The sequence below is a fragment of the Candidatus Nitrosopumilus sp. genome (genome assembly GCF_040878665.1).
Classification (GTDB): Archaea; Thermoproteota; Nitrososphaeria; order Nitrososphaerales; family Nitrosopumilaceae; genus Nitrosopumilus.
On the sequence record NZ_JBBDLU010000003.1, the window covers coordinates 81,028 to 103,655 of the forward strand.

A 22,628-nucleotide genomic window follows, 5' to 3' on the forward strand; every position below is an offset into this window, starting at 1 on the left:
ACATGATTAAGTTATTTGATCCAGTGTTTGGAATAAACGAAGAACGTTCAATTATCAAGGTTCTACGAAGTAAATTTTGGGCTTCAGGTTCAGGTAGTGGAAATGTGAAATTATTTGAGGAGAATTTCAGAAAATACGTTAATGCAGGTTCATGTATAGCGGTAAACAATGGGACTTCAGCATTACATTTAGCATTATCATTAATGGATATTAAGAATAAAGAAGTCATAATTCCATCATTATCTTTTGTTTCTACAGCTCATGCAGTAGTTTACAATGGAGGAATTCCAGTTTTTGTAGATGTAGATAAAAATACTTTATGTATTGATCCAAAAAAGATTGAAGAAAAAATTAATGACAATACTAAAGTAATTCTACCTGTTCATTTTGCAGGTTTCCCAAGTGAATTAGAAAAAATTAAAAAAATGTGTAAAAAAAATAATTTAAAGTTAATTGAAGATGCAGCACATGCAGCTGGGACAAGTTACAAAGGAAAGAAAATCGGAGCACATGGTGATGCTGTTTGTTTTAGTTTTCATCCAGTAAAAAATTTAGCAATGCCTACAGGAGGAGCTATCACATTAAATGGACTTGAAAAAAAAATGGAAGAAGAAACTTTGAAAGTTAGAAGATGGTGTGGCATTACAAATCGTCATGACTCGGTATATGACATATCTGAACTTGGATGGAACTTTTACATGAATGAATTTGCAGCTGCCATAGGTATTGTACAATTGAAAAAACTAGATATTTTAAATAAAAAAAGAAAAAAAATTGCTTTTCGATATTTTAAAGAAACTAAAGTTGAACAAAAGATGCCTTTTAACAATGACTGTGCATATCATTTCTATTGGATATGTGTCGACAATAGAGAGAGATTTATGAAAAAAATGAGTGATGCAGGAATTGAAACAGGAATTCATTACAAACCCATACATGAAATGACAATGTACAAAAATTCTAAAATAAAATTACCCATAACAGAAAATATTGGAAAAAGTATCGTATCAATTCCAACTCATCCAAATTTATCTGAAAAAAATGTTACAAAAATTATTTCGATAATTAATAAATTAAATCAGTGATCACCATGAATTCAATAAAAAAAATCATGTTGAAACCAGTTAAAAAGGAAGATTATAAGTTCTTATTTGAATTACTTGAACAAAGAAGACCACTTGCAAATATTTCACATAAAAGAATGCCAACATGGGAAGAACATGTAAAATTTGTTAAATCAAAACCATATTCAAAATGGTATATAATTATTTATGAAGATAAAAAAATAGGTTCAATTTATCTATCAAAACAAAATGAAATTGGAATTCATTTATGTAAAAAAAATGAAAAAGATTCTTTATACTCAAATATAATAAAAGAATTGATGAATTTAAATCCCAAAAGAAGATTCTTGGCAAATATAAGTCCCAAAAATAAGAAATATACAAAATATTTTCAAGAACTTGGATTCAAAATGATTCAACATACCTATGAATTAGATTTAAGGGAAAAAATCTAGTCATTCAATTTTTATATTAAGATTTTAGACAAATTAATTATGAAGATAATTGTTACAGGTGGAAATGGATTTATCGGTTCTAATATTGTCAGTAATTTAAGTAAAAATCATGATGTAAAAATTTTTGATTTTAAAAAATCGGAAAAGTTGAATAATAAATTTATCCAAGGAGATATAAAAAATGCAGAGCATGTAATTAATTCCATTAAAGATTGTGATGTTGTTATTCATCTTGCAGCAACATTGGGAGTAATCAATACAGAAGAAAATCCAGTGATGACTTTAGATACAAACATGGGTGGTACAAAAAATGTTTTAGAAGCATGTAGAGTAAATAAAATTAAGAAAATTATTTTTTCGTCATCATCAGAAGTATACGGAGAGCCTGTAAAAATTCCCATGGATGAAAAAGATAAACCTATTCCAATAACTACTTATGGAATTAGTAAATTTGCTGCAGAAGAATACATCAAAGCTTATGCAAAAAATTACGGTTTACAATATACTATGTTTAGGTTGTTTAATGTGTATGGAGATCAACAAGCCACCGATTGGGTGTTACCTGAATTTGTAAGTAAAGCAATTAAAAATGAAGATATTATTGTACATGGGGATGGGACACAGACTAGAGCATTTTGTTATGTAACAGATATTTCAAATGCTTTTTCTTTGGCATTAGATAAAGCAGATGGACAGCTGATAAATATTGGAAACAACACAGAACCCATCTCAATTAAAGAACTAGCACATAAAATAATCAGAATTGCTAATTCTAAAAGCGATGTAAAATTCATACCTTTTGAAGAATCCAAGAGAAATCGAAATGAAATCATGGTAAGAATCCCAAATATTCAGAAAGCAAAAGAAATTCTTGGATTTGTACCTCAAATATCACTTGATGAAGGTATCTTGAAAGTGATAGAAAAACAAAAAAGCACTATCTCATGATTGATAAAAATTCATTCTATTTCTGAATTTTTTAGAGTTCTGTCAACTTATCTGGTGTTTAGTGTAGATCTTCTACATGTCAAAAGTTGGGACATCAAAAACAGAATCACCCTAAGAATTAAGTGTCAGAATCAATAAAGCTTTTATTAATACCGAATAAAATTCACATGGGCTAAAAATGAAAGGTGAGATAAATATCGTTTCTGAACTGGTCAAGATAAAACATTTTTTATATGTACTAAAAGAATTTACCCGAAAATATGGTCCAGAAAATGATAATTGGATGGATGTGCAATGCAAGAAAACATTATTGCATGCCCCCCCCCCACATTAGAAAAACTAGTTCAGTCCGGATTTTGTGAGGTATTACAGCGTGCTGATGAGGACACCATATTCATTCAAGATACACGCCTTTATAGATCCCAGATGAAAATTAATTCGTTTTTGGTATTGCAAAAAATATATGATGTCATAAAAGATGTCATACCAAAAGATAAGGAAATCATCTGCCCGAGTTTGGATGCAGCGGGAAATGCTCTGTTGTTCCTACGTCACATGGGAGTTAAAAACAAAATGACAGGGTATAGCAAACACCCAAACCTGATAAAACTTGCAAAGTTATACGGTAGTAATATTGAGTTCACACATGCAGACGGATATAAAACAAATCTTTATGGAAAGGTTGTTTATTTGGGTTTTAGGAGTATCCAGTCAACCAAGGAGCAGATGGAATCACTTATCTTGCAAGAACCCCACATGATAATTAATCCAAGTACCATCACAGCACTTGTTAAAAATGATATTTTGGGAGTTGCAACAAAGATGTATTATTACAAACACAGGAAGCGGAAAAATTTTTTGCCGGAATTGTTAAAAAAACATTGTTGGCAATATACAGTTACGGATCTTAAATGCTCGTATATCACCCCATTTTTCCCGGTACACGTCTTGATTGCAAAACCAAACACATCTTAACGCTTTTGTAACTGTATATTTCAGGTCTCGATAACCCGACAGAGCCTTTTAAAGTAAAACAATTATAATATATGACTTAATGAAAACATGATTAAATGAAATATTGTAAAAAATGTCTTTATCCAGATACAAAACCATTGTTAATATTTGATGAAAATGGTATATGTGATGCTTGCAAAGCTCCTGAAAAAAAAGAAAAAATTGATTGGGATTCAAGAAGAAAAGATTTAGCAGTAATTCTAGAAAAATATAGAAGTAAAGGTAACGGCAAATATGATTGCATAATTCCAATTAGCGGAGGAAAAGATTCTCATTTTCAAGTTCATACTATTGTAAATGAATTTGGTTTGAAACCATTACTAGTTAATTTTCATCCAAGGGATCTTATTCCATTAGGAAGAAAAAATATTGAAAATATTAAAAATATCGGTGTTGATTGTATTGAGTTTACTCCAAATCCACATATTTATAAAAAAATGGAAAAATTTGGATTAATCGAACTAGGTGATGTAAACTGGCCTGAACATGTTGGAATTTTCACAGTACCATTTCAAGTAGCTGTGGCATACCAAGTACCTTTGATAATTTGGGGTGAAAATCCTCAAATGGAATATGGTGGACCAGGTGGCGGAATGATAATGGATAAAGAATGGTTAGAAAAATATGGAGTTTTTTGGTTTGATAAGATAAAACCAACCATAATGACTGAACATGGTATTGACATTGAAGATCTTAAAGCATACAACTATCCATCAGATGAAGAGCTTAAACGTGTGGGAGTTACAGGAATTTTCCTTGGACAATACATAAAATATGATATTGACAAAATTCTTGAAACTGTTGAAAAGTTAGGATTTAGTAGAAATCCAGAACCAAAAGAGGGAACTTATACAGATTGGGAAAATTTAGATACCAAATTTACTGGAATGCATGATTATTTTAAATGGATAAAATTTGGATACGGAAGAGCAACGGATCATGCTTCGTTAGATATTAGAGCAGGAAAAATTACTAGAGAAGAAGGATTAAAACTTGTGAAAGAATTTGAAGGAAAAATTCCAGAAAAATATATGCAAGACTTTCTAGAAGATATGGAAATTACTAGAGAAGGATTTTATAAAATTGTAGATAAATTTGCAAACAAAGAATTATTCAAAACTGATGCAAAAGGTAGTTTAGTTAGAGATGAAAATGGGAATATTGAGAAATTAATTTATGACAACATATAACTAAATATTAAACATATTGAGGAAATTTAAATTTTTAGTATCATATGATTTTTCTTTGAGTCAATGATTTTCTCATAATTCTTTAAACTGTAATAAATTAAATGAGTTATTGTAATGAATTTAAAAAGTCTAAAAGCTTTAAGGCAGAACAACCCTGATTGAAAACATATTGTTTTGAATATTCTTCACCCTTGTTAATAATTGAATTTGATAATTTTTTATCAGTTAAAATTGAGTTAAGGGTTTTTTCAAACTCCTCTATGTTAATGGAAACACAGGAATTAGATGTAATTATTGTAGGAAAACCATAATCGCTATCTTTAGTGATTATAGAAATAACAGGTTTTTTCATCATTTGTGCATTAAGCATTACGGTCGAAACATCAATTACTACAAATATAGAAGAATTAGCAATTAATTTAGAAATATCACCAGTTTTAAAAACAACAAACTGAGAGTTTATTGATTGAGCTAATTGGGTTGGATCAAATTCATCAGGAGATGGGTGGATTTTGATTACTAGTTTTTTTCCCATTTTATTTACTATAGAGCATATTTCACGTATAACTTGACGATTTTTTTCAATTGTTTTTACAGTAAGATCAAAAGCATTTTCTTGAACAGGTCCAGATGTGGCCAAGAGTATGTACTCTTCAGAAGAAATTGAATTAGAGGGAAGATTATCAAAAATAGGACTTCCAAGTGGGAGTATTTTTTCTTCTGGAATTCCTCCTTTAATGGCATGATTTTTCTCTATATCTCCCCAAACTATGTAATAATCTGCATCATGAGGAAAAACTCCTTGAGACTCATTCATATCAAATGCACCAACATCATTTGAATCAAAAAATAGACCATGTTGTAAAACAACTACTTTAATTCCAAATTTTTTGGCTAATTTCACCATAATTTGTTCAGTTGAACCGATTTCAGACCAAACTAGAATTGAAGAAAAATTATATTTCGTAAGAATTTTTTTTGCAAGTTGAATTTCTAATATAGATTCGTGAAATCTTTTTATAATTAAAGTTTTGAAAGTATCTTTTAATGCTGGCCATACTGTTTTATTATTGATCATAAAAAAAAATTTAAAAAATTTTTCTTGTGATAATAATAAAGAAATCATAGATTCTATGGATGTATGATCATTAGTAATGATTTGTTTTAATTCATTATTAAATAGAATAGATGAACTAAGAACTTTACAACCAGAATTTTTTATTATAGAATAAGATTCTAAGTTCCAAATTGCAGGTCGTCTTCTACTATAACCTACAGTATTTAGTTTTGAATTACGAGATTCCTTAAAAATGCTTTGATATCTTATTGTGTCAAATTCAACTAGAAGTATAGAATTTTTGGAATTTTTAAAATCAACATCTTTAGGTGAGAACATAAAATTAATAATTTTATCAAAAACATTTTGTAGTTTTTTGTAAGAGTTTTTAGAGATTTTAATTCTAAAAGTCTTATTACCAAGCTGTAATGGTATATGAACAGAATCATAATAGAAGTTTTCATAATTATCAACTTTATCATTAATCATGTGTACTTTATTGGAAAAAAGAGATGTTAAATCGTATAAGGATTTAGATACAAAAAAAGTTGCCTGTGGAAATTGAGAAGAAATTTTGGAAATTTCAAAAAAAAATTTTATAAATTGAACTAGAAAATAATTAAATTCTACTTGTATTAAAAGTCCAAGATTAATTCCTTCATATTCTAATATTTTGGAAATTTTTTTGTCCTCAAACCATTTTGCAAATTTGTAAGAGAGTTTTTGGATAGTTTGTAAATCTTTACTATCAAGATAAGTATCAGAAATTTCATGTTCAATATTCTCAGATTGTAATATTTTGTGTCCATCATAATCTAATGAAATTATACTATAATCATTATTTTGGTTCATTGTTTGAATTTCAGAAATGTTAGAATTTTTTGAAAATAAAATTATAAATTCAGATAAGGTTTGCAATTTAGTCTAAATTCCATTTTTTCCAATCATAATCATTAAAAGTTGTGTTGATCATTTCATTATCATTTGGTTTCCAAGCAATATCAGCCAAAGTCAAAACTCGAGAGATAGTTTTAGATAAATTTACATGAGCAGTTGCAATATTTTTTGGAACAATTATCATTACAGGATTGTCTTCAGATGATTCAATTTCCAAATAATTTCCAGATGGCTCTTTAATTATAAAAATAACTTTACCATGAATACAGGTAAAATAACTAGTCCGTTTAGTATGAATATGTGGTCCTTTTACTTGATTTGGATTTACTGAACTTACATAGACCATTTTTGGTTCATTTTCAACTAAACCATCCCAATCTCTCCAAATTACAGAAAGAGAACCATTTACATTTTCAGTTCCAATATCTTTTGTAGGATGATTTTCTAGTTCAATACTATAATCAGTTAGTTTTTTCATAAAAATCAGTTGAATACATCATTTTTGGACATAGTTAATTAAGTTTTATTCAGAAATTTGTAGTGAAAAATTATGCTAGAATAGATTGGAAAACATTATTTCCTTTAAAAAAATGAATTAATCATGAAAATTCTTGTAACCGGAGGATTAGGCTTTATCGGAAGTAATTTCATATTAAAAACCCTAAACAAATACCCAGAATATAAGATTACAAATATTGATGCAGTGCTGTATGGTTCAAATTCAAATAACCTAAAAGATGTATATAATAACAAAAAGTATGGTTTTGTAAAAAATAATATTCAAAATCAAAAAATTATAGATAAATTAGTTTCACAAAACGAAATTGTAATAAATTTTGCTGCAGAGTCTCATGTAGATAGAAGTATTTCAAATCCAAGACCATTTATAGATTCGAATATTATTGGAACATATACAATTTTAGATGCTATAAGAAAATTTAAGAAAAAATTGATTCAGATTTCTACTGATGAGGTTTTTGGAAGCTTAAAGAAGCCAATTTCTGCAGATGAAAATTTTAGATTGAATCCATCTAGTCCATACTCATCATCAAAAGCTTCTGCAGAACTACTAGTTAATTCATATCATGTTACATATGATTTAGATGTAATAATAACTAGATGTACTAATAATTTTGGACCAAGACAACATCCAGAGAAGTTAATTCCAAAAGTGATAATGTTAGCTAAAGAGAATAAGAAAATTCCTGTGTATGGGACAGGGGAAAATATACGAGATTGGATATTTGTAGATGATCATTGTGATGCGTTACTAGAAGTATTACATAGAGGAAAGGTAGGAGAGTCATACAATATTTCAGGTTCAAATGAGGTAACAAATAATTTCATCATTAGAAAAATTTTAAAAATCATGAATAAATCAACAGAACTGATGGAATTTGTTAAAGATAGACCAGGTCATGATTTTCGATATAGTTTGGACTCTACAAAAATTAAAAAAAAACTTGGTTGGAGACCTAAACATAATTTTGAGGCAGGTATTGAAGAAACTATTGAATGGTACCTAAAAAACCAAAAATGGTGGGATACGATTTCAAACCCATTTTAGTAGTAGAGACTAAATAAAACCATTCAAAGAAGTTAGTGAATGAAAGGAATATTACTTCATGGTGGACATGGAACAAGATTAAGACCATTAACCCACACAGGTCCAAAACAATTGTTACCTATAGCAAACAAACCAATGTCAGAATATTGTATTAATTCTATCAAAGAGACAGGCGCAAAAGAAATTGCTATCATCATAGGAGGACTAGGAGCAAATAAAGTCAAAGAATATTATGGAGATGGTTCAAAATTTGGAGTCAAGATTTCTTACATTGAACAAGATGAACCAAGAGGTATCGCACATGCAATTAATCTATGTAAAGATTTTATAGGAAATGAAAAATTTATAGTATTTTTAGGAGATAATATTATTCAAAAAAATATTCAGAATTTTGCAAAAAAATTTGAAGAATCAGATGCAGACGCATTGATTCTGTTATGTGAAGTAGATGACCCATCTAGATTTGGTATTGCAGACATAAAAAATGATCAAATTGTAAAAATTATAGAAAAACCTAAAAATCCACCAACAAATTTTGCAGTGACAGGAATTTATTTTCTAACACCAGTCATTTTTAAAATGATTAAAAATTTAAAACCCTCTTGGAGAAATGAGTTGGAAATAACCGACGCATTACAAATACTTCTTGAAAATAAATATAAAATAATCTATGATACGATCACTGATTATTGGAAAGATACAGGTACTCCTGAAGATATTATTCATGCAAATGGTGCAATTTTAAATAAAATGGAACCTTATTTTTATGGAACAAAAGAAGACGGAGCAAAAATTGAAGGTAAATTGATGATAGGAAAAAATTCAATTATTCAAAAAGATGTTGAAATTAAAGGACCAGTTATAATTGGAGAAAATTGTATAATTGAATCAAAAACTAAAATTGGTCCAAACATAAGCATTGGAAATAATACATTAATTTCAGAAGTAGATATTGCTGAATCTATAATCATGTCTGATTGTATTATCAAAGGAAAATTGAAAATAAGAAATAGTATAATTTCAAAAAATTCCACAATCACATTTACTGAACAATATAATGAAAATGAGAGAATTTTTCTGTTAGGTGAAGGTACAAAAATTCTATTTTAGAATAATTTATAGAACAAGGAATATTATACACAGGAAAATAAAAAAATAGCAATTGTCACAAGAAAATCAACCACTGGTAAGCATAATAATAGTAAATTATAATGCAGGGGATTTATTGATAAATGGTATTAGATCAATACTAAATTCAAACTATCAAAATTTAGAAATTATCATAGTAGATAATGTGTCAACCGATAACAGTCATAAAAAATGTAAAGAAGAATTCAAGGATGTAAAATTAATTGAAAATAAAATTAATCTTGGTTATTGTGATGGAAATAATATCGGAATTCAAAATGCAAATGGTGAATACATTGTCATAATGAATCCAGATACAATTGTAGAACCAGAATGGTTAGAAGAATTATTTAAAGCACATGATGAGTTTGGAGAAGGAATTTATCAACCAAAAATACTTTCATTAAATGAAAAAGGGATTTTACAAAGTACGGGGAACATGATTCATTTGTTTGGATTTGGTTTTTCTAGAGATGTAGGTATAGTTGATAAAAATCAACGGAACAAAATTGAGAAAATAGGTTATGCTGCTGGAACATGCTTATTTACATCAGCAAATACCATTAAAAAAATTGGTCTGTTAGATTCATTTATTTTTCTTTATCATGATGATGTGGATTTCGGATGGAGAGGAGCACAGTTAGGAATTTCTTCATATTTTGTTCCAAAATCAATTATTTATCATGTGAAAAGCTATACTCTACAATGGGGTGCAAAAAAATTTTTTTGGTTAGAAAGAAATCGAAAGTATTGTATTTTAACACATTATTCAAAAGAAACAATTGCAAAAATGAAATTTACATTATTTTTAACAGATGTATTAGTATGGTTAGCATATATTTCAAAAGGATTTCTTATGGCTAAAATTAATGCTGAAAGAGAAATTAGAAAAAATAGAGATATTATTAAAAAACGTCAAAAAGAATTAGAAGACAAAAAAATTATATCAGATTTAGAGTTAATCAAAACATTTCCAGATGCAATAAGTATTTCAGATAATTCTGGAGGACGAGGAAGTGAATTTTTTAATTCAATGATAGTAAAACTAAGCAAAAAAGCAAAAAAAACTCTGCTATCTTAAGATTTAATTTGTTGTACAATAACAAAAGAAACAGCTAGATCTTTTTCATGACTAATTGAACTAATTAATACAAATTTTTTACCATATTTACCTGTTAATGATACAATAGGTTTTGAAAGATTATGAGATGTTTCAATTTCAAGAAATTTGATCTTAGGTGAAATAGCTTTTTTGACAGATTCTTTAACTGAAAATTTTCCTGCAAAATGTTCATAAGGATTTTTAAATTTTAAACAATATTTGATTTCATTTGCTGAAAAAAGTTTTTTGTAAAAACTGGAATTGGTGTGAAAAGGTTTTTTTTTAAATTTATTTATATCTACTATATCAATACCTATTCCGAAAATACTTTGCAATTATTTATAATACGTTATTCTCGTACTATAACTTTTGCAATTCCATCAACTATACAAACGCTATCTTGATTGTGAATTTCAGTTTTGATAGTAATCATTTTAGTTACATTATGTTTTTCTATAACTTTTCCATGAATAGAAACAATATCATTAACAAAACAAGGTGAACGAAAATTTAAAGTTTGAGAAAAATATAATGAATTTTTTCCAGGAATGTACATTCCGACTAACCGAGAAAAGAAAGAAGCAAGTAACATTCCATGACAAACTGGCTTCTTAAATTGAGTTTTCTCAGCATATTCATTACTCATATGAAGTGGATTATAATCACCAGATAAATCTGCAAAATCATTTAACATTTTTAAATCAATTTTTAAAGTGAATTTTTTAGAATGGCCTACTTCAACTTCTTTAAAAGTCAAAGTATTAGGTGTGTCAATCATCTAAAACTATTCCATGATGTTTAAGGTGGTTTTTGATATCAGATACATTTTTTGTTTCAACTACTTCATCAATAGAAAATTCAGTTTTAAATTCTGTTTCCAATTCATCTAATAAAACATATGAATTAAAAGAATCCCAGCTAGGAATTGTTTCAGGACTGGAATTATCATTAATGATGGAAATATCAATATCCATAACTCTAGCTATAAGACCATACAATCGTCTAGACATTATTCTTCAATGAGGACAATATAATTAGGTAATTTGAAGCCATGTTTTGGAGTAATAATCCATGAATCATGATCATGCTCAAATCCACAATTGGAAAGAAGGTTTTCTATGGGTTTATTTTTTTGGGTAGGTATATAATTTGCACGAATTTTTTCTACACCCTCTTCATTAGCTTTAGAAATAATATATGAAAATATGGCTTTTTCAATTTCTCTTCCCATTACTCTACAGCTTAAAAGAAAAGTATCAAGGTACCATTCTTTTTTATTTTCTTTGTTGATGATATATACAGAAGTAATTCCATTATCACCAAATTTATCAACAACTTGTGCACAACCGATAAAATAATTGGGATCTTCTGAAAATTTTTGTATGTCTTCTTCTTTGTATCTTTTAGTAGTTAAATTGAATTGATTTGTTTTCATCGTTAACTGTGATATTCTAGGAATGGTAAATTTATCAGCTGGCTTGATTGATACTTTTAGATTTAATTGTTTGAGAAAATCATCAAGATTTGTGATTGTCTCTTCAAATTCTTTTCTTTTTTGTTGATCCAAATACATTTGATTTCTTTTAGAATCTTCTTCTGTAAATTGAAAAATATTGAATTGTTTTATATTTTGAAGAATAGTTGAATATTGTGATGGATCCTTTGGTAAGTCAATAGTATAAACTTGAGGTAAATTAGATTTCATTAACTCTCGATTAACTGGATCGTCGTCAAAAAAGACAAAATTATCTAAGCCAAAATTCAATTCTTTAGAGATCTCTTTCATGTTAGATACTTTATCATTCCAATTAATTTTCATACATGCAAAATTATCTCTTCGTAATACCATGTCTGGATGCTCATCTATAACTTGAAGTGCATCTTCAAGATTATTTTTACTATTTATTGCTAATAAAATACCTCTTTGATTTAACGCTAGTAAAAATTTTTGAAATTCTACATAAGCATTTCCTTGAGGATTAGAACCTAATTGAATTCCGTTAAATCCATCTTCACCAATTACACCACCCCACAAAGTATTATCAAGATCAAGTACAATACATCTTTTTGATAATCCTAATGATGCAATAACATAACCCAAAAATTCATCTACTAATGATGGAATGAAATCTAACGCGATCTTAATATCTCCAAATAGAAATTGTTTAATATTAAAAATATCATTCTCGCCATACTTTGAAATAAATTGATTAAAATCAAATATGTATACAGAATTATTCTCCATAAAATTTTTGTTGAGTTTTGTATTAAAATCATTAATCATGAAATGAAATCCATACTCTATTTTTGTTTCATATAATCCATAAGGAGAATATGTAGGAATGTGTAGATTAGTTACAATGATTTTTGATTTTGATTTACTTACAAATTTATCAACAAGATTGGTAATTTCTAAAAATTTTTGATCAATTATTTTTTTTCTTTCATCAGAAGAAATTGAATATGGAGAATAAAATAAATCTCCCAAAATTGTTCTTGTGTCAAGGATTAAAAAAGTAATGTCAGGTTTGAAATTATATAATTCACTATCTTTGTTTAAAATTTCTTGAGGATATTGATTATAACCTGCAACATAAGTAAAACATCCTATATTTTCTTCATAAGATTTAACTCGTAATGTTTCCTCAAATCCATTAATGGTAAAACTACTTAATAATGCGACTCTAGTCGTTTTATCAAAATCTGAAGGTTTTAGAGATTTTGATTTATTGATATAATAGGATAATTTTTCTTTTGAGATCATTAATTAATTAAAACATTATAACATATTTTTAATATTTGTCATGAGAACAATCTATGATTACTTCAGATTGTTTGAACCCTTTTACCTAATAGTAGCATTTATCAGATAGGCGTGAATTAAAAATTTGATAAATTTAGGAGTGATATAGATGGATGATCCAATTAAAGTTAATGAAAAAGAGTTAATGGAGTATTATGGTTTAGAAGGCTCTTTTGGAAACTTGAAAATGAAAATGAAATTTCTCAAATCTTGGATTTTTCATACTATTGCATATTCATCTCCACATTCCGGATTTACTGCAAAAGTACAAAGAAGTAGAGGTGTAAGTATTGGTAAGAATTGTCATTTTTCACCTTATGTATTATTAGACTTGGTATATCCTCAGTTAGTAAAAATTGAGGATAATGTGACATTTGGTTCCAATGTAATGGTTTATGCTCATAATAATCCAGCAGCAAATTTATTTTTAAAAAATGGTGAATTTCCAAGAAAAGTAGCAGAAGTAAACATAAAATCTGGAGCAGTTTTGTTTCCAGGAGCAATAGTTACAGCTGGTGTAACAATAGGTGAAAATTCAATTATATCAGTCGGTAGTGTTGTAACACAAGATGTTCCAGATTATTGTGTTGTAGTAGGAAATCCTGGAAGAGTGATTAAAAAAATTAACCATTAAAACAATGAGATTATGAAAAATGTTAATTATTATAGTTGAAGTGCATTAAAAAAATGTGAAATATATTTTAGCATTCTCATTTATAATTATAATTATAATCATATTATTTCCAATTGATTTGTATTCAGAGAATGACAATAATGAAAAATTAGATAGATGTATTCAAAAAAACTCTCAAAATGGATTAACCAAAAATTTTTCTAATTGTGATCTTACTGGATTATCTTTAAGAGGCAAGAATTTTGAAAATGCAAATTTTGAAAATGCAAATTTAAGTGGTTCAGATCTAACGGAAACAAATCTTAGTCATTCAAATTTAAAAAATGCTAAATTGTATGGGGTTGATCTTAGAGAAGCAAATTTGTTTAAAGCAAATCTTGAAGAAGCTATTCTCGATGGCTCCAATCTAAGAGATGCAGATTTAGAATTAGCTGAACTCAATAATTCATCCATGCGACATACAAAACTATACAAAACAATTCTATTAGAAGCAAAATTTATCAATGTAGATGCATCATATTCAAATTTTTGTGGACAGAATTTAAGAGATGTATTTATGCATAATACTGACTTCACGGGAGCAGATTTAGCATATGTTAATTTGGCTTCATCACAATTAAAAAATGCAATCTTAACAAATGCATTTTTAAAAAATGCCAATCTATATGGTTCTGATTTAACAAATGCAGATTTGTCTGGGGCATTTTTAGAAGGAGCAAATTTAATGAATACTAAATTAATTAACAGTAATTTAGATAACTCAATATTTATTGATGTAAATGTTAAAAATGCTCTAATTGAAAAATCATCATTTGACAAAACGACGATAGTAAATGTAGATTTTTCTAATGCTAAACTTATTGATATAGATTTTTCCAATATTAAATATTATGAAAATTTAGTAAAAAATACAGATAAAATAAAAAATATTAATAATCTTAAAAAGTCATCAAATCTTCCAAATTCTGATTTCTCGGGTGCAATTTTAGATAATTTAGATTTTTCAGAATCTAATTTAATTAATAGTAATTTTAGAAATGCATCATTAGTTAATTCAAAATTATCTCAAACAAATTTTGCAAATAGTGATTTTTCAAATGCTAAATTAAATGGTGCCGATTTGTTAGGAGTTAATTTTCAAGGTGCAAATCTAGAAAATGCAGATTTAACTGGAGTGAATCTTTCAAGAGCAGATCTGAGTGGTTCAAGATTAAATGGTGCAAACTTGTCAGGTGCAACACTATATGGTACAAAATTATTTGGTGTAGATTTTTCTAATGCTAAATTAAATTCTGTAAAAATTAAGGGTGCAATTTTTGATGGTTCTAAATTTTCAAATACTTCTATTGAAAATGTTGATCTTACATATGCTAAATTAAATGGAGTAATTTTTCAAAATATTAATTTAGAAAATAAAAATTTAGAATTTATTCAACTACAAAATGCAATGCTGAAAAATAGTAATCTTAGTAACTCTAATTTAAAAGGAGCTGATCTATCATTTGCATATTTGAATTCTGCAAATTTAAGAAATGTCAATTTTGAAAATGCAAAATTATATGCGACTGATGTAGGAGCTGCAGATTTGACAAATAGTAATTTTAATGGTTCAGATATACGTTTAATATTTAAAAAAAATGCACAGTTAGAAAATATTACCATATCAGAATATACAATCAAAGATTATTGTTTTTCAGATGATCTGTTAAATCGAGCTCTGTGTAAAATAGTACAAAAGATTATTCAAGTGGGTCCAAGCTATGAAACAACAGATGAACATGCTAAAAATTTTAAATCTAGAACAAATATTGATTTCTAAATGGAAATTTTTAAAAAATGAATTTATTAGGAATTGATTTTGAAGATTGGTATCATCCTGAACTTATTCAGAGAAATCTAGGTAATGAAGAAAAAGAACCTACCGTGATTAATGGAATTGATAAAATATTAAATTGGTTGAATAAAAATGAAACATTAGCTACATTTTTTGTTGTTGGAGAATTATTAGAGTTTAAACCTGAATTGATTGATAAGATTCTTTCAAATGGACATGAGATTGGATTTCATACAATGTATCATAATAATTTAGTAGATAAGGGATATAAAGAAAAATTTGATGAGGAATTAAAAATATTTAAAAAAATTACAAATGGAAAATCAAAAGGTTTTAGATCTCCAACATTTTCATTAAACGAATCTACATCATGGGCAATTGATTCATTAGAAAAAAATGATTATATTTATGATAGTAGCATCATGCCTGCAAAAACTAACATGTATGGTATGCCCAATGCATCAAAGAAACCTTATAGAATTTCAAGTGATTCATTAGAAAAAGATAACCCAAATGGAAAGTTGATAGAATTTCCATTATTAACAACAAAATTTTTAGGCAAAAGAATACCTGCAGCTGGGGGATTTTATCTTAGAATACTTCCCCAAAAAATAATTGAAAATGCAATTAAAACCTATGAAAAAGATAACATTCCAGCTACATTTTATATTCATTCTTGGGAGCTTGCACCTGAATTCATGAAAAAAATCCCTTTATCTACAAAAGATAATTTCATCACATATCATAATTTGGAAAAAGCATTTTCTAGAATGGATAAAATTATTAAAAAATTTCAATTTACTTCATTTGAAAAGTATATAGGAAAAAATAAGTAAAAATGTAAAATATAAAAAAATTAATTTCTTTTTTACAGAATTATTTCTAGTAACCCTCAAATATTCAACAATTTAAAAAAAGTTGTGAAAATTGCTATTATTTGCCCTGCTTCATTTCCTGCTACGCAGTTTGGTGGTATCGCATTTTTGGCTGTAGATATTGCAAGAGAAATATCATGTTTAGGTCACGATGTGACTATATACACAACTGATCTAGATTTTTCAAATGGTGCAAACAAATTCAATAAAGAGTTACCTAGGATTGAAAAATTTGAAAAATTTGAAATTAATAGAACACATTCATGGTTTTCTGTAAAATTATTCTTTGTAAATCCTTCAATGTACTCACAGATAATCAATGATAAACCAGATATCATTCACACGATAGGGTTAAGAAGTTTTCAATCTATAATTGCATGGCTTGCTTCTAAGAATCTTAACATTCCACTTATTGTGTCAGATCAAGGGGGTTTAACAACTCATCCTTTCTTAAAAGAATCTGGAATATTTTTGAAATTGCTCTATAGAATTCAAGATTGGTATATCAAATATATTATAAAGTATGCTTCAGCTGTATGTGCAGCTAATGAATATGAAAAAGATATTTTTTCATCAATTTATAAAAAATCAAAGACATTAATAATTAGAAATGGAATAAATTTGAAATCACTGGAAAGTAAAATCCAATTTAAAACTAAATATAATATTGATACAAATTTTATACTATTCGTTGGAAGATTTTCAATAAGCAAAGGCATTGAAACTTTGATCAAATCTTTCAATATTGTGGTTAATGAAAAAAAAAATGATAATATTCAACTTGTTATAATGGGTGTAGATTTTGGATATCAAAAAGAGATGTACAATTTAATAGAAAAATTTAATCTAAAAGAACGAATTATTGTAATAGAAAACCCACCTAGAGTGGATGTAATATCCGCATATGGAGAAAGTGAATTTCTTATACTCCCATCACAATGGGAATTATCGCCATTAGTTCCTTTAGAATCATTTGCTTTTAAGAAACCTGTAATTTCTACAAAATCTCATGGAATTCCATATACTGTTCAAGATATGAAAAACGGTATTTTAGTGGAACCCAAAAATCCCAATGAATTAGCAGATGCAACTGAAAAATTGCTAAATGATTCAATTTTAAGAGAAAAACTTGGCATGGCAGGATATAATTTTGTACATGAAGAATGTAATTCGGTGTCTATGGCTCAAAATTTTCTAAAAATATACGAAACAATTTTGGGGAGAAAATTAGAATAAATACAAGAAAAAGAGTGTGAAAGAATGAAAAAAGATATTTTTAATGATCCTAACATCAAATTTCCAGCATATATTCCATGGATTTCTAAAGAAGATAAAAAAAATGTCAGCAAGGCATTAGAGCAAACTATGTTAACACTAGGTCCTCAATTAGAAAAATTTGAGTCAGATTTTTGTAAATATACAAAATCAAAATATGCAATTGCAGTATCAAATTGTACTGCTGCTTTACATTTATCTTTAATGGCATTAGGCATAAAAAAAAATGATGAGGTGATTATACCTGATCTCACTTTTGTTGCTGATGCCAATGCAATACTAGCTTGTAATGCAAAACCAGTAGTTGTAGATATCAATAAAGATGATTATTTTATGTCAATTACCAATTTAAAAAAAAATATAACAAAAAAAACTAAAGCAATAATTCCAGTTCACATATACGGTCAAGTTTGTAATTTAGATGAAATATTAAAAATTGCTAATGAAAATGATTTAAAAGTTATAGAAGATTGTGCTCACGCAATAGGAACTTTCTATAATTCAAAACATGTTGGAACATTTGGTAATTCTGGGTGTTTTTCATTTTATCCAACAAAAAACATTACAACCGCAGAAGGGGGAATGATAATTACTAATTCAAAGAAAATGGCAGAAAAATTAAGACAATTACGTAGTCATGGTATGTCAAGATCTCTCAAAAGTCGTTATTCTAGTGGATATCCTTGGGTTTTTGAAATAACTGAGCCTGGATATAATTATAGATTAGATGAAATTCGAGCTGCATTAGGAATTTCACAACTCAAAAGAATTACAAAAATAAATGAATTACGCAAAAAAGCGGCATTATATTATCATACCAAATTACAAAACATTCCAGGCATAATATTACCAGATATGGTTAAGACAAAAAATCATTCATATCATTTGTATACAATTAAAGTTAGAAAACCATTCAAATTATCAAGAAATCAATTATACAAAAAATTAAAGGGAGAAGGGATCAGAACAACAGTTTATTGGATGCCAATTCATTTGTATAGTGCATACAAAGAATTTTGTAAATTATCAAATGTAAAAAATAGTTCAACAACATATAATGAAATTTTGGCATTGCCATTATTTCCAAATATTGAAAAAAAATATCAAGACAAAGTTATCAAATGTATTAAAAAATTTGATGAGTAATGGAAAAAAATAATCTAATAAAATACGGTCAAGAAATTTATTCAAAACATCCAACATTGAGGCCATTCTTAAGTTTCATAAAAAAGAATTTTTTTGAAAAACCTAAATTCTCAGGTTGGGGAATGACAACAATACATGAACCTCCGTGGTTAAATGATGAAGGAAAAAAATTTCTTGAAATAAATGAATTCATTATGAAAAATTTTATGTTTGATAAAAAAATTCAAGGAACAACTTCGGAAATAATGAATGATCTTAGTTGGAGGCATTGGAATATAACTTATGCAGTAAAACATGCAATAAAATTTGCAAAAACTGAAAATTATACATTAGTTGAATGTGGTGTTGAATGGGGATATACTGCATTTTTTGCTTTAAGGACAATTTCTTATGAAATTGAAAGATCAAAATTCTCTATGCATCTCTATGATGCATGGGAAGATATGAAAGAAGAAGGACTTTTAGAGAGTGAATCTTGGCATGTTAATTTATATAAAAAATTAGATATAGATTTGACTAAAAAAAATCTAAGTGAGTTTTCAAATAATATAGTATATCATAAAGGTCATATTCCAGATTCGCTAAATAGTAAACCTGAATCTCCAGAATCAATTTTCTATTTACACATAGACCTTAATTCTTCAAAACCTACACTTGCCACTTTAGAGTTTTTTTATCCTAGATTAGTTTCAGGAGGCGTAATTATTTTTGATGATTACGGATGGGATCAATATGAAGATACAAAAAACATTATTGAATTATTTTTTGAAAAAAAATCTGGAATTCTTATGAAATTACCTACTGGACAAGCAATTTACTTCCATAAATAAATGATTTTTCTAATTTATTTCATCTAAACTTACAAGTCTTTGTTTATTATTTGAAAGTCTATGTGCTTCCATTACTTTAGCTTGATTTTCTAATTCATTTTCAAAATTAATTTTAGATTTCTGTTTTTGAGATATATCTAAACAGAATTCATTAATCATTTCAAGAAAATGATCTGTTGGGGTAATTTTATAATTTTCATCTTTTTTTGAAGTCCAATCATGATTAGAACTGAATTGTAATTTAATATTGGTTTCAAAATTTATGGGAACTGAATATGCTCTTTCTGAAGAAATAATTCCTTCTGATCCCCATAAATCATATTTAGCCTGATAATAATTTCCATTTCCATAAGTTATAGAGGCTGTATTTTTATTGTCAAAAACCAAGTATGAAGTTCCTCTAATATCCACATCAGTTTTTGGATCTATAGATAAATTACACGATACGCTTACAGGCTCTTTATCAAAGATCATTCTACTTGCAGCAATTGGATAACATCCAGAATCATTTAGAAAACCTCCACCAAGATCTTTATTATAACGAATATCTCCTTCAGGAAATGCAGGAAATCCAAATTTCCCATCAAATGAAATTAAATCACCTATTTTATTTGTATCAATCAATTCTTTCACTTTTTTATGTTGAGGATGAAATCTAAACATAAACCCCTCCATAATTCTAACATTATTTTGTTTTGAACATTCAATCATGTTTTTTGCAGATTCAAATGATGTAGTAGAGGATTTTTCACAATAGATGTGTTTTCCTTCTAAAGCTGCTTTAACAGACCATTCTTCATGTGTTCCAATAGGAGTCGAAATGTATACAGCATCAACATTTTTATCAGATATTACGTCTTCATACATACCAAATTTTTTACAATTAAATTCTTTTGAAAATTCTTTTGCTTTTTCAGTAGATCTGCTACCGATAAATTCCAATTCTGAAAATTCTGATTTAATGATGGCAGGAATTACTGAACGTCTGGCTATTCTTGAGCAACCAATAATTCCAAATCTAATAGGAGTCAATTTTTCTATAGATAAGATATGATACCTCTTATATGGGGACCAACAAAGTTTTCAATTTTTAATAATTGTTTTATTTGATATAGAGTCACCCAAATAAAATAGTCAGGTATTTCAAATTTTTCATCTTTGTCCACTTCGACAATCATATTATAATTTGATTTTAAATAAAATCTTCCACCATCTTCTGATTGCCATTTTGCATAAATTACCTTTGCATTTTTTGGATTGTCAAAATATTCTGCAAAAAGAGGCCTTATCCCACCATGTGCTTTAAGGAGATTACTTGTGGTTGCTTGAAGAGTTGGAGATAATTGTAATTTACCAATATTTCCGGGTTCTGCTTTTGCTTGAAGTAGATAATGTGGAATGCCGTTGATTTTTTTCGTTAGTAAACCAAGAATACCACCTGGATTTTTTGCAATTATAGGTTGGGTCCATCCTTTTTTTCCAACTTCACGATCAAATGTATTAGAAACTTTAATTCCAATAATCTCAAAAAATCCATTTGAATCATGACGAATATTTCCAGATTTTTTATCTACACTCCATTTCTGTAAATCATTAATGTCAATTTCTTCTACAATCATATCTGATTCTTCTCTTTTTTTGTTAAACCACTCAATAACATAATCAAGTTTGTGGAGTTGATTATCATCTCGAATTGATTCTAACATTGCTTCAATTCGAGATGTAGTTTCAGAGTTTTGGCCATAATCATATTTTTTCAAAATTTCTTTTATTTCTTCAACTATCATGTTAATTCTTGAAATACTGTCTAATTATATCTTCTATTAGAATAAAATTAATAAACCTTATAGAATACAATGGATAATATTTGATAAGCATTAGTGATTAAATTGGAGATAGCAATTGGTATTCCTGCATATAACGAAGAAAAAAATATCGCTTCAATTATTTTAAAATTAAAAAAGATTACAAATAAGATTATTATTTGTGATGACGGTTCAAATGATTTAACTGGAAAAATAGCAAAAGAATTAGGGGCAATTGTAATCAAACATGAAAAAAATTTGGGGTATGGATCTGGAATAAGAAGTATTTTTCTTAAAGCCAAGGAATTGAATGTAGATGTTTTGGTTACATTTGATGCAGACGGACAACATAGAATTGAAGATATTGAGACAGTTTTAACGCCAATAAAAAATTATAGTGCAGATATTGTAATTGGTTCAAGATTTCTTAACGATGAAGATACTAGAGAAATTCCAGAATATAGAAAGATAGGAATTAAAGCAATTACAAAATTAACTAATGCATCATTAAATGAAAAGTTAACTGATTCACAAAGTGGATTTAGAGCATACAATCAAAATGTTCTAAAGGAAATCACTCCATCAGATCAAGGAATGGGTGTATCAACAGAAATTTTAATCAAAGCTAATTCAAAAAAATTTAAAATTATTGAAGTACCAATCAAAGTTTTGTATGATGGAGATACATCAACTCATAATCCAGTTTCACATGGAACTTCAGTAATACTCAGTACTATGAAATTTATTTCAATTGAACATCCTCTAAAATTTTATGGAATTCCGGGACTAACATTTCTTATCACAGGATTATTTTTCATAGTATGGACTATTCAAATATTTGGGGAATCAAGACAGATAATTACAAACATTTCATTGATAGGAATAGGGGCCACTATTTTAGGTACGATTCTGATAGTTACAGCAATTCTATTATTTTCATTAGTCACTGTTGTTAGAGAACGTGAATAAAATATTAAAAAATAATATTGATTTTTTAACACCTA

23 protein-coding genes are annotated in these 22,628 nt (G+C 27.7%); 15 read left to right on the plus strand and 8 right to left on the minus strand.

Annotated elements, in window-relative coordinates; translation table 11 throughout:
• Positions 1–2: 2 nt before the first annotated feature.
• The 5 genes from WDZ98_RS03025 to WDZ98_RS03045 all read left to right on the plus strand — a co-directional run bounded on the left by WDZ98_RS03025 (position 3) and on the right by WDZ98_RS03045 (position 4,671).
• A complete protein-coding gene (locus WDZ98_RS03025; protein ID WP_368056966.1) occupies positions 3–1,085 on the plus strand; it encodes a DegT/DnrJ/EryC1/StrS family aminotransferase in 1,083 nt (360 codons plus the stop codon).
• Between the two features lie 5 nt (positions 1,086–1,090).
• Positions 1,091–1,519 (plus strand): N-acetyltransferase, encoded by a 429-nt coding sequence (locus WDZ98_RS03030; protein WP_368056967.1) that lies wholly within the window; start codon positions 1,091–1,093, stop codon positions 1,517–1,519.
• Between the two features lie 39 nt (positions 1,520–1,558).
• Positions 1,559–2,467 carry an NAD-dependent epimerase/dehydratase family protein gene (locus WDZ98_RS03035; protein ID WP_368056968.1) on the plus strand — a complete coding sequence of 303 codons (909 nt, stop codon included), beginning with the start codon at positions 1,559–1,561 and terminating at the stop codon, positions 2,465–2,467.
• A gap of 294 nt (positions 2,468–2,761) precedes the next feature.
• Positions 2,762–3,442 carry a hypothetical protein gene (locus WDZ98_RS03040; protein ID WP_368056969.1) on the plus strand — a complete coding sequence of 227 codons (681 nt, stop codon included), beginning with the start codon at positions 2,762–2,764 and terminating at the stop codon, positions 3,440–3,442.
• Positions 3,443–3,537: 95 nt separating this feature from the next.
• Positions 3,538–4,671: an N-acetyl sugar amidotransferase gene (locus WDZ98_RS03045; protein WP_368056970.1), complete on the plus strand. Its 1,134-nt coding sequence runs from the start codon at positions 3,538–3,540 to the stop codon at positions 4,669–4,671.
• 106 nt (positions 4,672–4,777) lie between these two features.
• On the opposite strand, the gene WDZ98_RS03050 is transcribed toward WDZ98_RS03045, so the two are convergent.
• Together WDZ98_RS03050 and WDZ98_RS03055 are read right to left on the minus strand one after the other, a co-directional pair.
• Positions 4,778–6,646, minus strand: coding sequence for a hypothetical protein (locus WDZ98_RS03050; RefSeq protein ID WP_368056971.1), 1,869 nt, complete (start codon positions 6,644–6,646; stop codon positions 4,778–4,780).
• Position 6,647: 1 nt separating this feature from the next.
• Entirely contained in the window at positions 6,648–7,103 is a 456-nt protein-coding gene (locus WDZ98_RS03055) for a WxcM-like domain-containing protein (protein ID WP_368056972.1), read from the minus strand.
• 123 nt (positions 7,104–7,226) lie between these two features.
• Between WDZ98_RS03055 and rfbB the strand changes: the two genes are divergently transcribed.
• Genes rfbB through WDZ98_RS03070 form a run of 3 tightly spaced genes read left to right on the plus strand, consistent with a single transcriptional unit; the run spans position 7,227 to position 10,401 of the window.
• Positions 7,227–8,192, plus strand: coding sequence for a dTDP-glucose 4,6-dehydratase (gene rfbB / locus WDZ98_RS03060; protein WP_368056973.1), 966 nt, complete (start codon positions 7,227–7,229; stop codon positions 8,190–8,192).
• A 39-nt stretch (positions 8,193–8,231) separates the two neighbouring features.
• On the plus strand, positions 8,232–9,302 hold the full coding sequence (locus WDZ98_RS03065; RefSeq protein WP_368056974.1) for a glucose-1-phosphate thymidylyltransferase: 1,071 nt from the start codon (positions 8,232–8,234) through the stop codon (positions 9,300–9,302).
• Between the two features lie 52 nt (positions 9,303–9,354).
• Positions 9,355–10,401, plus strand: a complete 1,047-nt coding sequence (locus WDZ98_RS03070) for a glycosyltransferase family 2 protein (RefSeq protein ID WP_368056975.1) — start codon at positions 9,355–9,357, stop codon at positions 10,399–10,401.
• On the opposite strand, the gene WDZ98_RS03075 is transcribed toward WDZ98_RS03070, so the two are convergent.
• The 4 genes from WDZ98_RS03075 to WDZ98_RS03090 are packed head-to-tail and all read right to left on the minus strand — an operon-like array spanning position 10,398 to position 13,186.
• Entirely contained in the window at positions 10,398–10,757 is a 360-nt protein-coding gene (locus WDZ98_RS03075) for a holo-ACP synthase (protein ID WP_368056976.1), read from the minus strand. The two genes, WDZ98_RS03070 and WDZ98_RS03075, sit on opposite strands and share 4 nt — an antisense overlap.
• Before the next feature lie 14 nt (positions 10,758–10,771).
• A complete protein-coding gene (locus WDZ98_RS03080; protein WP_368056977.1) occupies positions 10,772–11,200 on the minus strand; it encodes a MaoC family dehydratase in 429 nt (142 codons plus the stop codon).
• Positions 11,193–11,432 (minus strand): acyl carrier protein, encoded by a 240-nt coding sequence (locus tag WDZ98_RS03085; protein WP_368056978.1) that lies wholly within the window; start codon positions 11,430–11,432, stop codon positions 11,193–11,195. Before WDZ98_RS03085 ends, WDZ98_RS03080 begins: the two co-directional genes overlap by 8 nt.
• A complete protein-coding gene (locus tag WDZ98_RS03090; RefSeq protein WP_368056979.1) occupies positions 11,432–13,186 on the minus strand; it encodes an HAD-IIIC family phosphatase in 1,755 nt (584 codons plus the stop codon). Before WDZ98_RS03090 ends, WDZ98_RS03085 begins: the two co-directional genes overlap by 1 nt.
• 148 nt (positions 13,187–13,334) lie before the next feature.
• On the opposite strand from WDZ98_RS03090, the gene WDZ98_RS03095 reads away from it, so the two are divergent.
• From WDZ98_RS03095 to WDZ98_RS03120, 6 genes are all read left to right on the plus strand, one after another.
• Positions 13,335–13,859 (plus strand): DapH/DapD/GlmU-related protein, encoded by a 525-nt coding sequence (locus WDZ98_RS03095; RefSeq protein ID WP_368056980.1) that lies wholly within the window; start codon positions 13,335–13,337, stop codon positions 13,857–13,859.
• Between the two features lie 55 nt (positions 13,860–13,914).
• Positions 13,915–15,678: a pentapeptide repeat-containing protein gene (locus WDZ98_RS03100; protein WP_368060921.1), complete on the plus strand. Its 1,764-nt coding sequence runs from the start codon at positions 13,915–13,917 to the stop codon at positions 15,676–15,678.
• Positions 15,679–15,695: 17 nt separating this feature from the next.
• Positions 15,696–16,529 (plus strand): polysaccharide deacetylase family protein, encoded by an 834-nt coding sequence (locus WDZ98_RS03105; protein ID WP_368056982.1) that lies wholly within the window; start codon positions 15,696–15,698, stop codon positions 16,527–16,529.
• Between the two features lie 84 nt (positions 16,530–16,613).
• A complete protein-coding gene (locus tag WDZ98_RS03110) occupies positions 16,614–17,804 on the plus strand; it encodes a glycosyltransferase family 4 protein (RefSeq protein ID WP_368056983.1) in 1,191 nt (396 codons plus the stop codon).
• A 24-nt stretch (positions 17,805–17,828) separates the two neighbouring features.
• A complete protein-coding gene (locus WDZ98_RS03115) occupies positions 17,829–18,989 on the plus strand; it encodes a DegT/DnrJ/EryC1/StrS family aminotransferase (RefSeq protein WP_368056984.1) in 1,161 nt (386 codons plus the stop codon).
• Positions 18,989–19,819 carry a class I SAM-dependent methyltransferase gene (locus WDZ98_RS03120; protein ID WP_368056985.1) on the plus strand — a complete coding sequence of 277 codons (831 nt, stop codon included), beginning with the start codon at positions 18,989–18,991 and terminating at the stop codon, positions 19,817–19,819. Before WDZ98_RS03115 ends, WDZ98_RS03120 begins: the two co-directional genes overlap by 1 nt.
• Before the next feature lie 9 nt (positions 19,820–19,828).
• Here the strand turns inward: WDZ98_RS03120 and WDZ98_RS03125 are convergent, their stop codons facing one another.
• Together WDZ98_RS03125 and WDZ98_RS03130 are read right to left on the minus strand one after the other, a co-directional pair.
• Positions 19,829–20,851 carry a Gfo/Idh/MocA family protein gene (locus tag WDZ98_RS03125; protein WP_368056986.1) on the minus strand — a complete coding sequence of 341 codons (1,023 nt, stop codon included), beginning with the start codon at positions 20,849–20,851 and terminating at the stop codon, positions 19,829–19,831.
• A gap of 5 nt (positions 20,852–20,856) precedes the next feature.
• Complete coding sequence (locus tag WDZ98_RS03130; protein WP_368056987.1) at positions 20,857–21,606, minus strand: NDP-hexose 2,3-dehydratase family protein; 750 nt, start codon at positions 21,604–21,606, stop codon at positions 20,857–20,859.
• Positions 21,607–21,708: 102 nt separating this feature from the next.
• Between WDZ98_RS03130 and WDZ98_RS03135 the strand changes: the two genes are divergently transcribed.
• Positions 21,709–22,593, plus strand: a complete 885-nt coding sequence (locus tag WDZ98_RS03135) for a glycosyltransferase family 2 protein (protein WP_368056988.1) — start codon at positions 21,709–21,711, stop codon at positions 22,591–22,593.
• The last annotated feature ends 35 nt before the right edge of the window (positions 22,594–22,628 follow it).